Raw genomic sequence first — 16,721 nt, 5'->3', positions numbered from 1 at the left:
ATATCGATGTAGCCCGCGCCCGATTACAAGTAATTCGGCAGTTCCATAATCCATCCTTTAGAAGATTTGCCGAAAATGCGCCTTCTTCTCAAGACCAATGAAGGAAATAGCCCGCTGTGTGACATTCATCACAAATAGAATGTCACGACTTCGACAGGGGACTAGGGATGGCAACACGTAAGGCACAAAAGCGGATCTATCTATTGCGCGCGGACTTCGCTGGGGCGGCGGCGGCTGGCATCAATCTCCAATCACTGCTTCAGCAGGCTGTTGCGGCGCTGCCCGTGGTGAACGGTGCCCCCAATCTAAATGCCACCACTCGCGATTCGCCCAACCACGGTCAGCTGCGCATCAATCAGCTCTCGGTCAACGGCACCTCCATCGAAGTGAAAGTGGTCGCCCTCGCGCCTGGCGAAAACGCCACCATTGTGCCGCTTGCGCTACAGCCGAACCAGAACGCAGAGGACTCGGCGCTTCCCCCGGATGCGATGGCCTTCAAAGGTGGTGATTTCTTCTTGCTTATTGAGGGAAATAACGTCCTCTGCGTGGGCGATCACCTACGGCTTGGGCCGGTGGAGAGCTACCTTCGCGATTTGTTCGGGCACGTCCTGCCCGGCATCCCGGACGCTGCGGCGTTCGAGATACGTCCGGTGGCTCGGCACAACAAGGTGAAAATGCTAGCGGACGAGGGAATTAAAGCAATCGAGCTGAATAGCAGCCTTTATGCAGCTACGCTGGACCAGCCGACGAAAGGCATCGCTTTGCTGAATCCGTTCCGCGAAGCCCTCGACGGAATTCTTGACAGTGCCCGGGCCCTCATTGACCAGGACGAGAGCGAGGACCTCAACGAACACTTGGCCGATGTCCAGGTGAAGCTTCTGATTAGCGTGAAAGGTGGGCTTCGCGGCCCCGAAAGTTCGCGTGCGGCAGTTGAGGCGTTAGGCCAGAGCTTAGTCTCAGACGGTGCGCCGGCAGAGGACGAAGATATCTCCCCGGTCTTAATTACCAACAGAAAGAACCGCGTGTCGGTATCGGAGGCGTCGGTGAGCGAAAACTTTGGAATCAACCGACGTAACAGCGAAAACTCTCTGTTGGATACAGAGGTGTGGGCGATTCTGCGCTCGTACCGTGAGACGCTCCACGGGCAGGGGACGCTCGACGAATGATCGCCTGGGGCCGCCTCGCACTTGGCGCGGGCGCCCTTGGTGTGTCCGTGCTCAGTGGTGTCTTCGGAGCCAGTTGGCTCAATGAGAACTCCGACGCACTCTCTAACATCTTGTCGTTCTTCTCAGTCTTAGCCGGTTTCTTGGTCGCAGTCATCGCGCTTACGGCCGACGACCGAGGGCTGAGAGGGAGTAGTTGGCGAGCCAAACACTACAACGCCAAGACAATTCGGCGACGCTTGTTGCGTCACCGAATGTTGTTTTCGCTCTATCTTTCAGCCTGCTTTTTGGCGTTTGCGGATTCGTTGAAAATTCAGTTAAACGATGAGCATCGAAGCTGGCTAAACGGCATTACCTTAGGTGTTGCCGTCTTTGCTTTTTTATTGTCGTTTTCGCTGCCGCATAACCTGTCGGAAGAATACCTTCGCCGCCTCGATCAGGCTGTTCGAGATGCCCGAAAGCCCGCGCAAAAGGGCGAGGGCGAGAGCAAGCGTCATTAGGCGCACGTGGCTCGATTGAGCGGTGCTCTTGGCTTTCCCCTGTGGGCTATGCGAACGGATGCTACGAATCGGGCCATCGGCCCATGCCTTCGGGCAACACATCCGTTGCGTGGTCCACCGCACGAAGCAAGTCCTCCAAGCGAGGGGGCCATTGTTCTGCCGATGGCCGCACGGCCGATTCCAGCGCGGCAAGCAGCTGTAGGGCCGCCGCCGAGATGTCGACGAGTGCGCCGCCCTGGGCTCGCACCACGATGACGCGCGTGTGGTGCCGCGCTAGCGGAAAGCGAGCGGCGGTGAGGGTCTGTTTCAGCTTGACCGCTTCGGCAATGACAGCGGCCAACGGGAAGGGGGAGAGTAAGTCCAATTTGAGCACGGCGCTTCCTTGGCACGCGGAATTGATGGCGTGGGCCACTACGACGGAAGGCATGACCAGCATGCTGGTCATGCCTGCTGCTCTAGTTCTGCGGTCGACGCAGAAAAGCCGAGAGTCTCCCGTGCCACTCTTCGCATTCCCTCGCGTTCTTGGGCGCTCCCCAAATGGTCGCCGAGTGCCGCTGGAATGGAACCGTTAGCACGGGCGTATCTAACCGAGTCGTCCTGAGCTGAATGCGGTTGTTGGCCTTGTAGGCCCTATCTGGCACCCACTCGTGCGTTCACTCTCGGACTTCCCTTGCCTCCAGAACGAACTCGCGACCCAGTTCATCTCGCGCCCAAAGAAGATTCCTGTGCTCGTTGATGGCGAGGTTGTCATGGGCGTGGGTGGCTTCGAACGCGGTCTTCTGAGGTGAGATGTCAGGATTGGTAATTGAGCTGCAGCAGGCTGCGATGGACGGCAATACCAAGGTTAGCGATGTTCTGAGAAAGGCGCTCGTGGTTAGTAAAAAGCTTCGCATTCCTGACTTGGCGCAGTGGATTAGATACGAACTTGACGGTTACGGCACTGCGCAGGTGCCTCCTTATAGGCAGCTGAATTTTGCTTTAAGGGTCTGGAATCGGTTTCACGGGTGGCAGCCTCTTTTGATATCTGATGCGAAAATCGCGCTCGGGCTGTCGAGATGTAGCGTGGGACAGCCGCTTGGCCAACTCGAAGATCTCATGACCTCGGGCGATGGCACTCCACAAGTTCCATTCAGGGCGGAACAAGAAGCGCTCCTAATGTCACGGATGGAAGTCCCGCTTCGACCGACGCGTATCGGGTCGCGGACAGACGTTCAAGGCATTGTGGAGGCTGTGAGAAATCAGGTTTTGAATTGGTCTCTCGACTTGGAGTCGAGGGGTGTCGTTGGCGAGGGCATGACTTTTACCGCTCAAGAACGAGAGGCAGCGCATCGAGTGACTAACATCACCAACAACATTGGCAGCATGTCGAACTCGCAGTTGCAGCAGGCATCGCCGAATGCGAATCAACAGCAGACGATCGAGAGAAATTCTTCTGACTTGTTGGCTCTGATTCAGGCCATTGAGACAGTTTCTCTCAACGGCCTGTCGCGAGATGACGCCGCGGAATTGCGCGCTGAAATCGAAACCTTCAAAGCGCAGGCTCGGTCACCGAAGCCCAAAGTCACGGTGATTGGAGAGGGCTTGAAATCAGTCCGCGCCATCTTAGAAAGGTCCGCGGGTAGCATCGTGTCAAGCGAGGTGCTCCCCTTAGTTATTGATGCGCTTCATCGATACGCGGGGTAGGGCGATCGTCGACAACGAGGCTTTGCTCTCCTTTATTTCAGTCAGACAATTGCCAGCGTGCGTTTATCTCCTCACATGCCGCCTCGATGTCAGACATCTTCTTCTTGCTTGCCTTTGTGGCACAAGTAACGGCGAGCGCTGGAACATCAACAACGAAACAGAGCTTGGGGTCAATCGGACTCCCTTGATGCGCTTGCTGTAAATATTGCTTTAGTGCCGTGGCTACATATTCGGCACCCTTATCGGTGAGCGGGTAGGTCTTGGGGAAGTGCAGCTTGACCGCACCGACAACCGCTCCGGAAGAAGAATTTCGGAGAATGGCATCTGGCCGGACTGAAACAATAACCCCTTCAATGTCGAGTTGAGCGGATATCGTCGAATCCGTGCCTTCTACAACCAAGCCCTGCAAGCCCAACTGGTCTGTTGTTTTAAGAAAATCTTCAATAGCTTCCGCTGAAGCCGCCTTATCCTGTCTGACGAATCCGCTGCCGGGGGCCTTTTTTAGGTGCGAGGCGACATCGCGGAGCGCGCCCTCATCCTGCATGCCGTCAGCAAGATAGTTGACGATTTCCTTGCGAGCGTCGCCGTAGCGGGTCGCGATAAAATCCTTGGGTGCTTTTTGGTCTTGCACAATACGCCGGCGCCGTGCCGGCGTAGCCGTCAGATACTCGCCAAGTTTGTTGACACTGATTCTGGCCTTCGACATCCGGTAACGCTCCCTTCGACGTTATATCGGGCTTAATGTTGACTGATGATATGACGGATTTTCACCGCGATATGTAGGGTTCCCCCTACAACGATAGGCAGGTGCGATGTCGCGACTCGGCCTCTGTGCCGCCAGCCTCTCATGCCCCGCACCTAAGCGAAGCAGCTGACAAAAACGTTGGACTCTGACGAACGTGCTGTTACGTTCGCCCTAGGCACTCCCTTTAGGCACTTTACCGCGGCAGTCGCCACCGAGAAAAGCCTTGGTTTTAGGGGCGCAAGAGAGAAACGTACCGGCTCCCACTCTCTCTCCGCCAGACGAGACTCAGTCCAGGCGCATCAACGATTGGACCTTGCCGAATAAAAATGGATTCGGGTCACAACGAGACCTGGTCGACAACTGGTCGAAGGTCTGGAGCGCTGTCGTTCGGAGAATCGAAGGCCAGGAGCAGCGCTTGTCCTTTAACCTCGCCAGACGGAGCATTCGCACGGCACTTGATCGGCTGAGCGTGAAACACCGTGCAGCACCAGAGAACGGCACGAAAAACTTGAATGCGCTGTCGCGGACGTATGTCGGGTGGCTTTCGTCATAGATGGTTCTTCGTTGGTCTTGGCTAACGTCGACTTTGTAGGCCTAACGACCGCCGTGGGTCATCACGGGGCCTTGCGCTTGCGCCTGGTCCTGCTGCGGCAACAGCTGGCTCTGCGCCGGCTGCTGTTGTTGCGTCTGCTGGAACTGCTGCATGGCCTCTGGCCACCTCGCCGCACTGTGCTCCATGGGCGTCATGGATTCGGCTGTCGGGACACTGGTCTGACGGTCAAACAAATGGTCGGTGCGCCCCGGCGGTGTCTGCACCGCCCACAGTCGACTGCCATCGTCCGACAACGCAATTTGGTCAATCCGATGCAGCCCGTCGGCGCGGGCTTGCACGACGAGCGCGGAAGAGATCTGGTCGGTGTATTGGTCGGGCGTTCGGCCCAGGCTTTGGTCCAAGGTGGCCACGTGGCCACGCACCTGCCGGAACATCGCATGGTCGGCATGCCCGGGGTCGTCCAGGCGCGCAGGCGCAACGGGCTGATACTTGAACGGGTGGGGACCGTCCGACGTGTGGTCAAACGCGTGCGGCGTAGCGGGCTGGCTGCTGCTGTCGAGATACGGGACGGATTGCTTGCTCTTGCCTAGGTCGAGCCCGGCGTTCTCCATCATGTCTTCGTAGAGCCCCGCGTGCGCCATGTTGATTTGGATTTGGGGTGTGACACCTTGGGCGTGCGTCGCGTTGCGCTCTTCCGCCCCGATGACGGCGACCGCCCAACCCGCGTAGTAGTTTGGGTAATCCTCGACTCCGCCATGCGCCAACGCCATGGCGTTACGGGCATCACCGGGCTGTTGATGCGCCGCGGTGGGGCGGTCGAAGTAATTGTGCCCCATCGCAGCCACATTGCCAGGCGTTTGACTCATGCTCAAATCAGGATTGAGCTGGACATTGGCGTGCGGCACGAACGCGCCGTTACGAAATTCTGTGAAGTCAGCTGCGCGCCCCGGGGCAGCCACGTTCATGTTCGCCAGGCTCGCGCTCCCATGGTCGTGCTGCACCCGACTCCTCAAGGCATTCCAGCCGGCAATCTCGGCCTTGGCCTCGTCTTCGCGTCCCGATTGAATGTGCCTTTCGACGAGCGCGGTGTAGTCGTGCACCGGTCCGGGTGTCGCGGCCATCGTCTGCACATCGGCGAAGAACGTGGCGCGGTCATGGGCCGCGGATTGCGCATCGAAGCCGTGCTGAACCTCATGCCCGACAACGAAGGTAAGGTCATAGGGGTCATAGCCGCGCTGCCCCGACCCGGGTGGGGCAGTCGCCAATGACTCCGGAACCAAATTCATGGTGTGACCAGGCGCGTTGAAGCTGCCGCCCACCCCGTCGCCAGGCTTGGTGAAGGCAAAGGATTCGAGAATGCGATGTTGCGGCTGCTGAGGGTCGGCGGTTGTGGCCGCGCGCTTAATCTCTTCCGCCAACGCCGGGGATCCATTGAGGGTGCCTTGCAGGTTGTTGAGCATGTCCGGGGTCACCGGTTGGCTTGCGCCGGCACCACCGGTGTAGGTCTTGCCGCCAAACTCCACCACCATCGATTGGACGCGCAACACCGCGTGCAAGTCCCCACCGGCTGCGGTGCCGGTGGCGGGGAAGGCCGAGGCGGGGAGGGTCACCACGCCACTGGTGGGGTCATAGTCCCCGACAGGTCGGTCCGCGGCTCCCGGTGCAGCTGGCGCGAAACCATGCAACGCGCCCGACGTCGCGGCGGTGTCCAGTCGCTGGGTCAAGTCGGCGTCGGAGGCGAGCGTCGCTCGCAGTGCCGACACGTCGGCGGGTGTCACGCCGGGTTGTTGGGCAAACTGGTTAACCGCCGCATCAAGGGCAGGGTGGGGCGTTGCCATGGTCAATCCTTGGGTCAGTGGCCGCCTGAAGCTTGCAGGGACAACACGCATTTCGCATCGCCACTGAACACGATGTCCCGCGGGGTCAGGGTCAACAGGAGCTCATGCTTGGCAAACTCAATCGCCAACACGCTGCCGATTTCCGAGGGCACGGGTCGCTCGACCCATCCGTGCGTGGTCAAGCCGTTGCGCAGTTGGTCCAAAAGAAGAGCACACACCGGTGCCGCGCTCACGGCCGGGTCGGCATGAAAGAACCAGAACCGGAAGGTGGGTTTCAGGGGTGGTTGCGCTTGGGCGAACTGCGCTCCGTAAGTCCATCCCTGGCCAAGGTCAGGGCTATGGTAGATGGACCACCCTGCGCCGTTGTCCGGGTCCGGCCCCAGCGTAATGCCGAGTTGCTGGCCGATGTTTGCCACCGTGAAGTCGCTGGTGGATTTTGCAGTGGACAAGAACATGAGGACGCGCTGGGCAGCGTCGCGAGCGCCGGGTAGCAGCGCCTGGTCATGGGCGGCAGCAGTCATGGAGTGGTCCTGATGGGGGGAGGGGCGCGCTGGAGCAGCGCTGCTCCCGGAAGCGGCGGGCCGCGGGGGCGTGTCGCGGGCCGGCGTAGCGCAGGCTAGGAGCAATGTGGCCGCGAGGCTCGTCACAGCAATGGCGGCGCGCATCATAGGGTCCGCATCCATGGTTCCTTAAGACGGCCGCAAGTCAGCGGCGTTGTTTGGCATGATAACGAGCACAACATTTCCCTGCATTAAGACCGATGCACGGTTTCGGTGGTGCCGAGGGGTGAGCACGAGGGGCCAATGGGGCCCCGTCGCGCAATCGTTGGAGCCCGGTTGCCTGCCGCCGATCTGGCTAACGATGGGACGAGTACGGGCGACGCCTATCACGCGACGCCCAAGGCGCTCATTGCCCCCGAGAAGCCGCGTATTCGCTTGATCGCGTCGCCCTTTGATGTCCGGATATCCTGGCCCGAAGCTCGCAGTGAATTCAAGGAATGAAACGATGAGGGCAAAGCTAATTGCCACCGTGCTCATGGTGGCGTCCGTTACGGCACACGCGGGTGAATGGCCCGCTTATCGCGAGCCAAAGACAGGCGCTGAGGTCGCTGTTTGGAGCGCTATTCTGAGGTTCCGTTCGGCCTACGGCTCGTGCGTGAATGAGGCCGCTGCTGTTGTGCCCGCCACGAAGGAGTGCGTCGCCGACGAATACCATTACCAGGACCAGCGGCTGAATGCCGTATATAGACGACTCATGACGACGCTCAGCTCCGCCGAGAAAAAGGCGCTGCGCGTAGAAGAGCGTCGATGGATCACCTATCGCAACGGACGGTGCGACAGTCTGCAGCCACAGCTGGAGCCAGAGAGCTGTCGACTCAATGCGACAGCAGACCGGGCGACTCAGTTAGAAACCCGGCTGACGGCGAAGTAACCGATAAACGAGCGGAACACCACCACGATGGAGCGTGATAATGAGTCTCGGCCTGAGATGAAGGCGGGGAAGCGTCGCCGCTAGGCGCGCTTCTGTGCGACCGAGATAGACAGATCTAGGGCGCCGTCCAACAACGTAGCGCTCCAAGACTGTTTGACGCCTTGCGTCGGCACTAGTCTTGTCCGCATGATTCGCCCGGGCAATCGTGACGCCGCCGCCCCCACAAATAAAGTCCCGGCGCATAATGCCGATACGTAGGTGCTCCCTCCGCCCGGAAGGAGCGCCCAGGTACCCAGGGTGGGTGCCACGTTAGGCGTGATAGGGGTACTACATGGATAGCAATGCCGGCGGCGTCAGCGAGACGTCCATTTTTCAGAGCAGTCTGCCGCTTGCGGACAAGCTCGAGCAGGCTCGAACCGAGCTTCTGGACCTCTCCGCCCGGAACCGGCTGCTCAATATGCCCCGGGGAGCGCGGGCGCGATCCATCACCGTGGTCGATGAGAAATCCGCCGAAGTCTTCCGGCTCCTCTCCCGCGAAGGCAAGGCCTTCACGTTCGTAGCTGGCCGGGCCGCGGACGAATCTGCACTGGTGGACGACGCGGGTGCAGAAAAAGATGAAATTGACGATCTCGCTCAACCTGACGATGAGTCGACCGATGAGCGCGGCATCTTCCGTCGCCATGCGGATACCAAGCTGCAGACACGACTGACGGGCAAAGGCCTGCAGAAGCGCCTTCTCGAGCTTTACCTCGACTCCCGTACGCTGGAGGAAGAGCAGGGAGTCAACGTTCTCTTCCTGACCCTGGGCGCGCTCAAATGGATTGATCCGAACAACGCAGCGAACATCCGTTTCGCTCCGCTCATCCTGGTTCCTGTTTCGCTGGATCGCGGAACAGCGGGTGAGCGTTTCAAGGTAAAGGCGCGCCAGGAAGACATCGCTTCAAACCTCTCGCTTGAGGCCTATCTCGATCGCGTCCACGCCCTTCGAATGCCGGCGTTCGAGGCAAACGATTCCTTCGATATCGAAGCGTATTTCTCCGGCGTCCGAGACACGATCCAAAGTAAGGAAGGCTGGGAAGTCGTGCCGGACGAGATGTCGATCGGCTTTTTCTCCTTTGCCAAGTTCCTCATGTATCGGGATCTGGATCCGGCTGTGTGGCCCAAAGGCGGGAGCCTGGTAGACCGGACGTTGATCCGTGGGCTGCTGGCGGAGGGCTTTCCAGGTGGCGAGGGGATGCTCGACGAGAACGCAAATATCGATCCCGTCATTCCCCCGGTCGACATGCTCCACATCATGGACTGCGACAGCTCGCAGGCGCTCGCGATCCATGAGGTCCGTCGGGGACGTGACCTGGTGATCCAGGGGCCGCCCGGAACGGGCAAAAGCCAGACCATTGCAAACATCATTGCGTCCGCCATCAAGGACGGAAAGACGGTCCTTTTTGTGGCCGAAAAAATGGCCGCACTCGACGTCGTGAAGCGACGCCTCGATGAGAAGGGTGTTGGTGACGCCTGTCTCGAGCTGCACAGCAACAAGGCGAACAAGCGTGCCGTTCTCGATGAGCTCCGGCGGACGTGGGAACTCGGCGCACCGCGTGCCCCTTCACCGGGTAGCTTGATTGCCCGGTTGACCGAGGCGCGGGACGATCTCAACGACCACGCCGTTCGGCTTCATAAGGTGGATGACGCGTCCGGACTCTCCGCTTTCCAGGTGATGGCGCAGCTCACGCGGCTACGTCAGACGGGCGTGGAAGCGAACGATCTGGAGCTGGTTCGTCCCGAGACATGGGGTGAAGACGGCTTCGCGCGGCGCCGCGACCTCTTGGCGGATCTCGTCGATCGGATCCAGCTCCTGGGCATTCCGGCGGACCACGCCTGGGTCGGGGTGGGGCTCGAAGCGATAACGCCAGCCGACCGCGATCGCCTGATCGGGCGAGTCGAGAAACTGGCAACGCTCCTCGCCAGTGCGCGTAGCCATGTCGATGCGCTTGCCGTGCTGCTGGAGGCGGACGCACCTCGGCGCCTGACGGATCTGCCGGCACTGGCGGCGCTCGCACGCCGGATCGCCGGTGCACCGGCACTGACCGCCAGCGCAATGAGCAACGACGTGTGGCACGAGACGGGCGCTATCGACGCCGTGCTATTCGACGGCCGCCGTTATGAGGAAGTACGACAAGCATTGTCGTCTCGGGTACGGGAGCCCGCCTGGACAACCGATGTCTCGGAAGCGCGACTCGCTTTCAGTGAGTTGCCGCCGGGCTTTGGCGCCGCAGGCATCGCGCGCCTCCGAGAGGTGGCAGACGCCGCCAACGCCATCGTTCATGCGGGGAAAGGACTGGCACATGCCTTGGGCCGGGAGACGCCCCCGACGACCACTGAATTGCTCCGCCTTGCCAAGATCGGCGAGCGCGTTGCGAGCGCTCCTCCCGCTAGCCCCGAGACCTTCGCTTCTGAGTTGTGGGACGGCGGTGTCGAGCGCGCCGGGGAGCTCGCGTCGGCCGTGTCAGAGCTTGAGGGGGCGCGGAGCGCGGTAGGCGGGCAGGTCACGGACGTGGCCTGGGATATTGATGTCGCCGCCGCACGTAGCGTTCTCGCTGCCAAGGGCAACAGCTTGCTTCGCCATCTCAGCGGCCAATGGCGACAGGCGAATCGCCTGATGCGCTCGGTGATCACTACACCCAATCCGCAACTTCCGGTCGTCCTGGCGCTCCTCGACGCACTCACTCGCGGCCAGGCCGCGCGTAAGACGGTACGCGACGAAGATGCTTTCGGCCGGAGCGCCTTCGGTGAGGATTGGCGCGGCGAGAAGTCACATTCGGCTCCCCTCGTTGCTTTGGTCGAATGGATGCGGTCGTTGAGGGGGCTTGGTGCCGAACCTCGTCTTTTGGCGTCGAAAGGACCCGAGAAAGACGACATTGCGGTCCGCTCTAAGCAACTTGCGGGCCTTGTCGCACAGCATTCACCGTTGTTGTCGTCCGTCTGGGACGACTTTGCGCCGGTACAACAGAAGGTGTTCGGTGCCGCCGCAGGCCCGGAGCAGGTCGATCTCGAGTCACTCGTGCAGCTGGCTGTCCGCCATACCCGAGCCTATGCAGCAGTCGAGTCGCTTACCCTCGCCATGCCGGCAACGGCCGGTGAGGTTTGCACCCTGTTGCAGACGCTGGCTGACGGCCAGGCCGCGATGTCGTCCGTTCAACGCGGCGACGCGATCGGGAAGGCCGCCTTCGACGGAGCATGGGGCGGTCTTTCGTCGGATTGGGGAACGCTTTCGGCCGCCGCGGATTGGACGAAAGCCAATCCCGATATTCGGGCCCTGGCTGGTCGCGTCGGCGAGCGCGAGGGACTGTTGCCCAAGGCCAAGCTTCTTGATGCCTCCGGGGCGCATGTTCACTCGACGGTCAATGCGATTGCCGGCGAGATTCATCTGGATCTTCCTGCCAGCGTGGGCGCGCCCGAGGTCAATGAAGTGCTCTTCGACACTCTGGCATGGCGCCTCAATCGCTGGGTGGCCGAGCACGAAGAGCTCCATCGCTGGGTTAACTACCGCGACCGTGCGATGAAGGCTTCGTCCAGCGGTTGTGCGGATGTTGTGGCGCGCCTCGCCGATGGACGGTTGACGGCGGAGACGGTCCTCGGTGCCTTCGAGATGGCCTATTTCGAGGGTACCTATGCCCGGATGGTCCGCACGAACCCAGCGCTCGGTCGCTTCGATGGCATCGCCCACGGGCGTCGGGTGAGGGAGTTCGCCGATCTCGATCGACAGCGCATCGTGGCTGCCGCGGCAGAGGTCGTGAAGGTGCACCACCAGGGCGTCCCGATGCGGGATAGCGGATCCGTCGGCCCGCTGGGCATTCTGCGAGGCGAGATTCAGAAGAAGAAAGGCCACATGCCTATTCGCAAGCTGGTCGAAAAAGCTGCCCCAGCGCTCCGGGCGTTGAAGCCCGTTTTCATGATGAGTCCGCTGTCGGTTGCGCAGTTCCTGCCGCCCGGCACGATGGAGTTCGACCTGCTGGTCATGGACGAGGCTAGTCAGATCCAGCCGGTCGATGCCCTGGGCGCCGTTGCCCGGGCAAAGCAGGTCGTCGTGGTGGGTGACCCGCGTCAGCTGCCGCCAACATCCTTCTTCGCCAAGATGACAAGCGTCGACGGTGACGAGGACGACGAAGACGACGCGACTCGCGTGACCGATATCGAAAGTATCCTCGGGTTATTTACGGCACGAGGCCTGCCCATGCGCATGCTTCGGTGGCACTACCGTAGCCGCCACCAGTCGTTGATTGCTGTCAGCAACAAGCAGTTTTACGAGAGCAAGCTGTTCATCGTGCCGAGTCCTTACACGGTGGAAGGGGGCAGGGGCCTTGTCTTCAATCACGTCCGGGACGGGGTATTCGACACGGGTGGCAAACGCGTTAACGCGGTGGAAGCCAAGCGGGTCGCCGAGGCCATCGTGCATCACGCGCGTACGTCACCCAAGCGTTCCCTTGGTGTAGCCGCGTTCTCGGCCTCTCAGCGCCGCGCCATCATCGACGAGCTCGAACTACTCCGTCGCGGGCTTCCGTTGGAGGTTGAGGAGTTCTTTAAGTCGGGGCATCGGTCAGAACCGTTCTTCATCAAGAACCTGGAGAACGTCCAGGGCGACGAACGCGATGTCATGTTCATCTCAGTAGGGTATGGCCCGACCGTCCCGGGCGGACGTGTGCCGATGCGTTTCGGTCCCCTGGGCACCGAGGGCGGCGAAAGGCGCCTCAATGTGCTTATCAGTCGGGCAAAGCAACGCTGCGAAGTGTTCGCCTCGATGACGGACGAAGACATTGACCCCGGTTTCTCGGCGAACCGGAAGGGTATCGAAGCATTCCGGATCTTTCTTCGCTACGCGCGTACAGGTTTGCTCGACACGGCTGAGGTCACGGGGAAGGATTTCGATTCCCTCTTCGAGGAGCAGGTCGCGAATGCCCTGGAGGCGAGGGGCTACACGGTGCAGCGGCAGGTTGGACTTGCCGGCTTCTTCATCGACCTGGCGATTACAGACCCGGAGCGTCCGGGCCGCTTCCTTCTCGGTATCGAGTGTGACGGAGCCGCGTATCACGATGCCCAGTCGGCTCGGGATCGCGACCGCCTTCGTCAGCAGGTGCTCGAGGACCACGGGTGGAACCTTCATAGGATATGGAGCACCGATTGGTTCCAGCGGCCTGCAGAGCAGCTCGAGCTGGCATGCCGGCAGATCGAAGCCGCGCGTAAGGCATTCGATGAGGGTCTTGAAGAGGCCGCCCTGGCCGAAGCCTTGGATCAGGAAGGTGCTTACGTTGAGCGTGAGTCGGTGCCGGAAGAGGGCGCAATCGCATTCCCGCCATACGTGGAGGCCTCGTTGGTCCGGCCCCCGCATCGCACGGAGGAGTTGCACGAGGTGCCCATGGGCGTGATCACTCAGTTAGTGGTCGACGCGGTAAGCATCGAAGGCCCGGTGCACGCGGACGAGGTGATCTCGCGAATTCGCGACGCATGGGGCGTGAGGCGAGCGGGGAGCCGCATACAGCTGGCGGTGAACGCGGCGATCGAGGTGGCTGTCGCCCAGCGGTATGTAGTGAAAGAAGGGGATTTCTTGTCGCTACCGGAATCGGTGCCGACTATTCGCGATCGCTCCGAGGTTGAATCAATTGCCTTGAGAAAGCCTGACATGCTTCCTCCGGCTGAGCTCGCGGCAGCCGTGGTGCTGGTCGTAGAGCGAAACTTTGGGGCTAGTCGATCGCAGGTGATTGAGCGGGTGGCGAGGGCTGTTGGTGTGCGAGCTATTAGTGCTCAGGTTCGCGAACGAATTTCTGATGTTGTGGACTCGCTTATCCAGCGAGGGGCGATCCTTGAGAGCGAGAACATGCTGGCGATTCAGGTGTAGGAACTGTCGCCTTGGGCCATGCACGTGATCTGCGGACGCTGCCGTCAAGGATGCAGGACAATGGCTCATGAGCTTGTTCTACAAAGTTTCTTTGTGCGTACTATCGGCGGACTAGAGGGCATGAGATGGAAAACTCAGATTCACGGGTCGCAGTGCTGGTCGACTGTGACAACGTTTCGCCCGACATCGTCGCACACGCGTTGAAGATGGCTGCCCAGTTCGGGCGAGTGGTGGTTCGCCGTGGTGACGGAAAGCGGCGTCAATGCAAATGACGCGCCGGAGACTCATTTGGGTACTTGGTTGGGTCACCGCTTTGGCTACCTCCGTGCCGCAAGCAATGGCTCAGAATCCATCTCCCCAAAAAGTCATGAGCGATGCGTTTGCCAATCTCGACAAGGTGATGGGCGAACACGCTGATGATCCTGCGTCATCCAGGTGGACACCGCTTGGCGGACTGATGGTCCTGGCCCCGCGAAGTGGAGGTCGGATACAACTCGTCGGCTGGACGGAGAAAGGTTCGACAAGGCCAGCGTACGGATTGGCGAGCGACAATTTGCAAGCAGCGTGTGAGGACACCGGCAGAACCGACCGGTACAAGGTCGGGGGCACCTGGTTTTCGTTCAAGGTTGTGTGTGTCGGGGGAAAGCGGGTCCTTTCGCCCCAGAGCGTCGCCGGGAAGAACGGTCTCTACGCCGTCGTGCGGAACGGTGGGAATCTGGCCATTGAGTCGGGCAAGGGCTGGACAGTCGATTTTGACCTGCAAGGCGCGCCGTTCGCCGACGCGGTGCTGAGCGTCAGGGCAGCCGACGCTGCTATGCCGGAAAGACCGAAGACGGCACATCCAGCGCCTCCAGTGCTGTGAGCGACGCGGCTTCGGGGATAGTCAGACATTTCGTTAAGGAGGGGGACAGATGCTGCGACGCGTCGGTGCGCGTCGCAGTGTCGAACCCCCGTAAGCTGGCACTAGCGCAGGGCCGAGCGCGCTGGACGAAGCCTGAGATAAAGCATGGTCAGGAGTGTGACGCAGCCAGCCGTGACTCCGATCATGATGGCGACACGAAGACCAAAAGGCAGCTCCGGACGCGTGCTTTCATCAAAAGGTGGAAAGAGTCCGAAAATGGCCAAGGCGTTTCCGACAAAAACGATATACAGCGTTGTACGGGCCGCCCACCGGCGACCCTTGATGTGACCGAATGCGATGCCGCCAAGCACGACAGCAATTATCGTTGCGGCGATATAGCTCTTGCCCAGCACTGCAAGCGGTGTAAGGAAGAGCAGCAGGGCGATCTCCAGCCCTGCGCATGTGAGGTCAATTACGCGGTGTCTGTGAAGCATGATTTTCCCCAAATCACGGCGTGCTTGAGCCACCTTACAAGGCGGTGGCGTCCCAGGGGAGCCAGCGCAAGTCCGTAAGGGTCTACTGGCCTTGGCCGTCGCTGCCAAACAACTCGTCGAACCAGTACGCCGTCGGATTTCGGAAATAGGCAAGGTCTTCCGGGCTGATGTGTGGACGGACAGGCATGAGGGGATAGCCATACCGTGCCAACAGCGCAAGCAGGTCATATGCTCCGCTGCGGGAGAGCATCTTGTCCCGGAGGTCAATGCAAAGCCCGTCAGCGGTGCCGCGCACCGCAGCAACATCGTCGAGCGACTCTAGCCAGGTGTAAAAATACTTCTCGTCCAGGTACGAGCGGTACGGACGCTCCCTGATGACAATGGTGCGTCCGTCGGGTGAGCTGGCATTATTTGGTGAGGTCATTGATTGTTGTCCGGTCGGACATTGATATTGTCCGGTCCATCTTGCAGGTCCCAATGAGGGCCGGCATGTGTCCGTTCACGTGCCCGGTTGGACACGATACGCGCCTGTTGGAGTCCAGCCAACCGTTCGCGGACCCGAGGGCGCAAGAATCTCGGTTCTTCACACCGATTCCTGTGCCCTCCGACCACTTCAGCGACAGGAAGCTTGCGCGTTGGTCAAAGCGGCTTGGCTTCCGCCGTACGCTGCCGCTCTTAGGCTACATCGTGCGCCGCGTCGTCACGTAAGTCGAAAAGCAGTTCGCCAGACGTGCTGGGATTCCGGGGGCATTTTCCTTGACCCATCGGGTAATGTCAGCTGTCTCATCAGAACGTGCAGCGCCAGCCCAGACTGTCACCGGCTTGGACCGCAAAGAAGGCCCCGAATAGAAGACGTACGCGCCATCCGCGGCCGAAGAAGTGGCATACAAAATCCTCCAGCTGCCGTCTGTGAAGACTTGCCGGACGGTGGCATCGGACTGCGTCAGTGCGGTGGCAGCAGCTTGGTCCAGCTCGCGATGAGCTACAGGCTCGGTCGGGCCGACCCCTTTGCAAACATCTCCCGCATGCGACGACATCGGCAGAAGGGTTGCAAGGAGTATGCGGCCCAAGAATTTATTTGCCATCGTATCGATACCGGACAGGGTTGCCGTACCAGGTGCTTTAGGCTGGGCCGTAGTTGGGGCCGCCGGTGTGAGAAGCGCTCCAAACGTCATCTTTCGGTACGCCGGTCTCATCTCCGCCATAGAGTACGACGTGGCCAGGGTAGACGCCTACGTCTCCGACCTGGTGAGGTCCGGTGGCCGGGGAAAAGTTGGGGCTATTTGCGAACTGCCCGCTAGTCATCCGTCCGATAGGCACGCCCTCCTGATCAAAAATCGAGGAAATAGAGCCTGAGCAGTCAGCGCCGTGTTTGGTCGTTCCTCCAAACTGGTAAGGGACGGCAGAACCTGAGTGCGCCGCCATGAGGCGGGCGCGTGGCACCGGAATCATCCATCCAGTTGCGCGGCAAGCTCAGCACAACCTCGATGTGGCGCGCCACTAGCACGGGACTGCCTATACCGCGTCTGCGCATCCCAACCCACCGCCTGATGTTCTTCCAGCCAGCGGAGCGTGCGGTCAAG

General features: G+C 60.5%; 13 protein-coding genes. 6 read left to right on the top strand and 7 right to left on the bottom strand.

Annotated elements, in window-relative coordinates; all coding sequences use genetic code 11:
* Window positions 1–167 precede the first annotated feature (167 nt).
* Both ACVWWJ_RS12410 and ACVWWJ_RS12405 read left to right on the top strand, forming a co-directional pair.
* Window positions 168–1,166 carry a hypothetical protein gene (locus ACVWWJ_RS12410; RefSeq protein ID WP_456968100.1) on the top strand — a complete coding sequence of 333 codons (999 nt, stop codon included), beginning with the start codon at window positions 168–170 and terminating at the stop codon, window positions 1,164–1,166.
* A complete protein-coding gene (locus tag ACVWWJ_RS12405) occupies window positions 1,163–1,663 on the top strand; it encodes a hypothetical protein (RefSeq protein WP_456968099.1) in 501 nt (166 codons plus the stop codon). The genes ACVWWJ_RS12410 and ACVWWJ_RS12405 overlap by 4 nt, the downstream gene beginning before the upstream one ends.
* A gap of 61 nt (window positions 1,664–1,724) precedes the next feature.
* Here the strand turns inward: ACVWWJ_RS12405 and ACVWWJ_RS12400 are convergent, their stop codons facing one another.
* Window positions 1,725–2,108, bottom strand: coding sequence for a hypothetical protein (locus ACVWWJ_RS12400; RefSeq protein WP_456968098.1), 384 nt, complete (start codon window positions 2,106–2,108; stop codon window positions 1,725–1,727).
* Between the two features lie 344 nt (window positions 2,109–2,452).
* On the opposite strand from ACVWWJ_RS12400, the gene ACVWWJ_RS12395 reads away from it, so the two are divergent.
* Window positions 2,453–3,346, top strand: coding sequence for an AbiTii domain-containing protein (locus tag ACVWWJ_RS12395; RefSeq protein WP_456968097.1), 894 nt, complete (start codon window positions 2,453–2,455; stop codon window positions 3,344–3,346).
* A 37-nt stretch (window positions 3,347–3,383) separates the two neighbouring features.
* Here ACVWWJ_RS12395 and ACVWWJ_RS12390 read toward each other — a convergent pair whose 3' ends face one another.
* From ACVWWJ_RS12390 to ACVWWJ_RS12380, 3 genes are all read right to left on the bottom strand, one after another.
* A complete protein-coding gene (locus ACVWWJ_RS12390) occupies window positions 3,384–4,052 on the bottom strand; it encodes a hypothetical protein (RefSeq protein ID WP_456968096.1) in 669 nt (222 codons plus the stop codon).
* 633 nt (window positions 4,053–4,685) lie between these two features.
* A complete protein-coding gene (locus ACVWWJ_RS12385; RefSeq protein ID WP_456968095.1) occupies window positions 4,686–6,482 on the bottom strand; it encodes an XVIPCD domain-containing protein in 1,797 nt (598 codons plus the stop codon).
* Window positions 6,483–6,496: 14 nt separating this feature from the next.
* On the bottom strand, window positions 6,497–7,003 hold the full coding sequence (locus ACVWWJ_RS12380) for a hypothetical protein (RefSeq protein ID WP_456968093.1): 507 nt from the start codon (window positions 7,001–7,003) through the stop codon (window positions 6,497–6,499).
* A 484-nt stretch (window positions 7,004–7,487) separates the two neighbouring features.
* On the opposite strand from ACVWWJ_RS12380, the gene ACVWWJ_RS12375 reads away from it, so the two are divergent.
* The 3 genes from ACVWWJ_RS12375 (at window position 7,488) to ACVWWJ_RS12365 (ending at window position 14,665) form a co-directional block, all read left to right on the top strand.
* The gene (locus ACVWWJ_RS12375) at window positions 7,488–7,913 is read left to right on the top strand and encodes a lysozyme inhibitor LprI family protein (RefSeq protein ID WP_456968092.1); all 426 of its coding nucleotides are present in this window, start codon (window positions 7,488–7,490) and stop codon (window positions 7,911–7,913) included.
* 331 nt (window positions 7,914–8,244) lie between these two features.
* Window positions 8,245–13,803, top strand: coding sequence for a DUF3320 domain-containing protein (locus ACVWWJ_RS12370; protein WP_456968091.1), 5,559 nt, complete (start codon window positions 8,245–8,247; stop codon window positions 13,801–13,803).
* 367 nt (window positions 13,804–14,170) lie between these two features.
* Window positions 14,171–14,665 (top strand): hypothetical protein, encoded by a 495-nt coding sequence (locus ACVWWJ_RS12365; protein WP_456968090.1) that lies wholly within the window; start codon window positions 14,171–14,173, stop codon window positions 14,663–14,665.
* 101 nt (window positions 14,666–14,766) lie between these two features.
* Here ACVWWJ_RS12365 and ACVWWJ_RS12360 read toward each other — a convergent pair whose 3' ends face one another.
* The 3 genes from ACVWWJ_RS12360 to ACVWWJ_RS12350 all read right to left on the bottom strand — a co-directional run bounded on the left by ACVWWJ_RS12360 (window position 14,767) and on the right by ACVWWJ_RS12350 (window position 16,563).
* Window positions 14,767–15,138 carry a hypothetical protein gene (locus ACVWWJ_RS12360; protein WP_456968089.1) on the bottom strand — a complete coding sequence of 124 codons (372 nt, stop codon included), beginning with the start codon at window positions 15,136–15,138 and terminating at the stop codon, window positions 14,767–14,769.
* Between the two features lie 82 nt (window positions 15,139–15,220).
* On the bottom strand, window positions 15,221–15,562 hold the full coding sequence (locus tag ACVWWJ_RS12355; protein ID WP_456968088.1) for a hypothetical protein: 342 nt from the start codon (window positions 15,560–15,562) through the stop codon (window positions 15,221–15,223).
* A 698-nt stretch (window positions 15,563–16,260) separates the two neighbouring features.
* Entirely contained in the window at window positions 16,261–16,563 is a 303-nt protein-coding gene (locus tag ACVWWJ_RS12350; protein ID WP_456969707.1) for an NlpC/P60 family protein, read from the bottom strand.
* Window positions 16,564–16,721: the final 158 nt, after the last annotated feature.

This window comes from Luteibacter sp. HA06, assembly GCF_054061215.1.
Note: the sequence above shows the minus strand (reverse complement) of the source record. Positions and strands in the feature narration are given on the sequence as shown.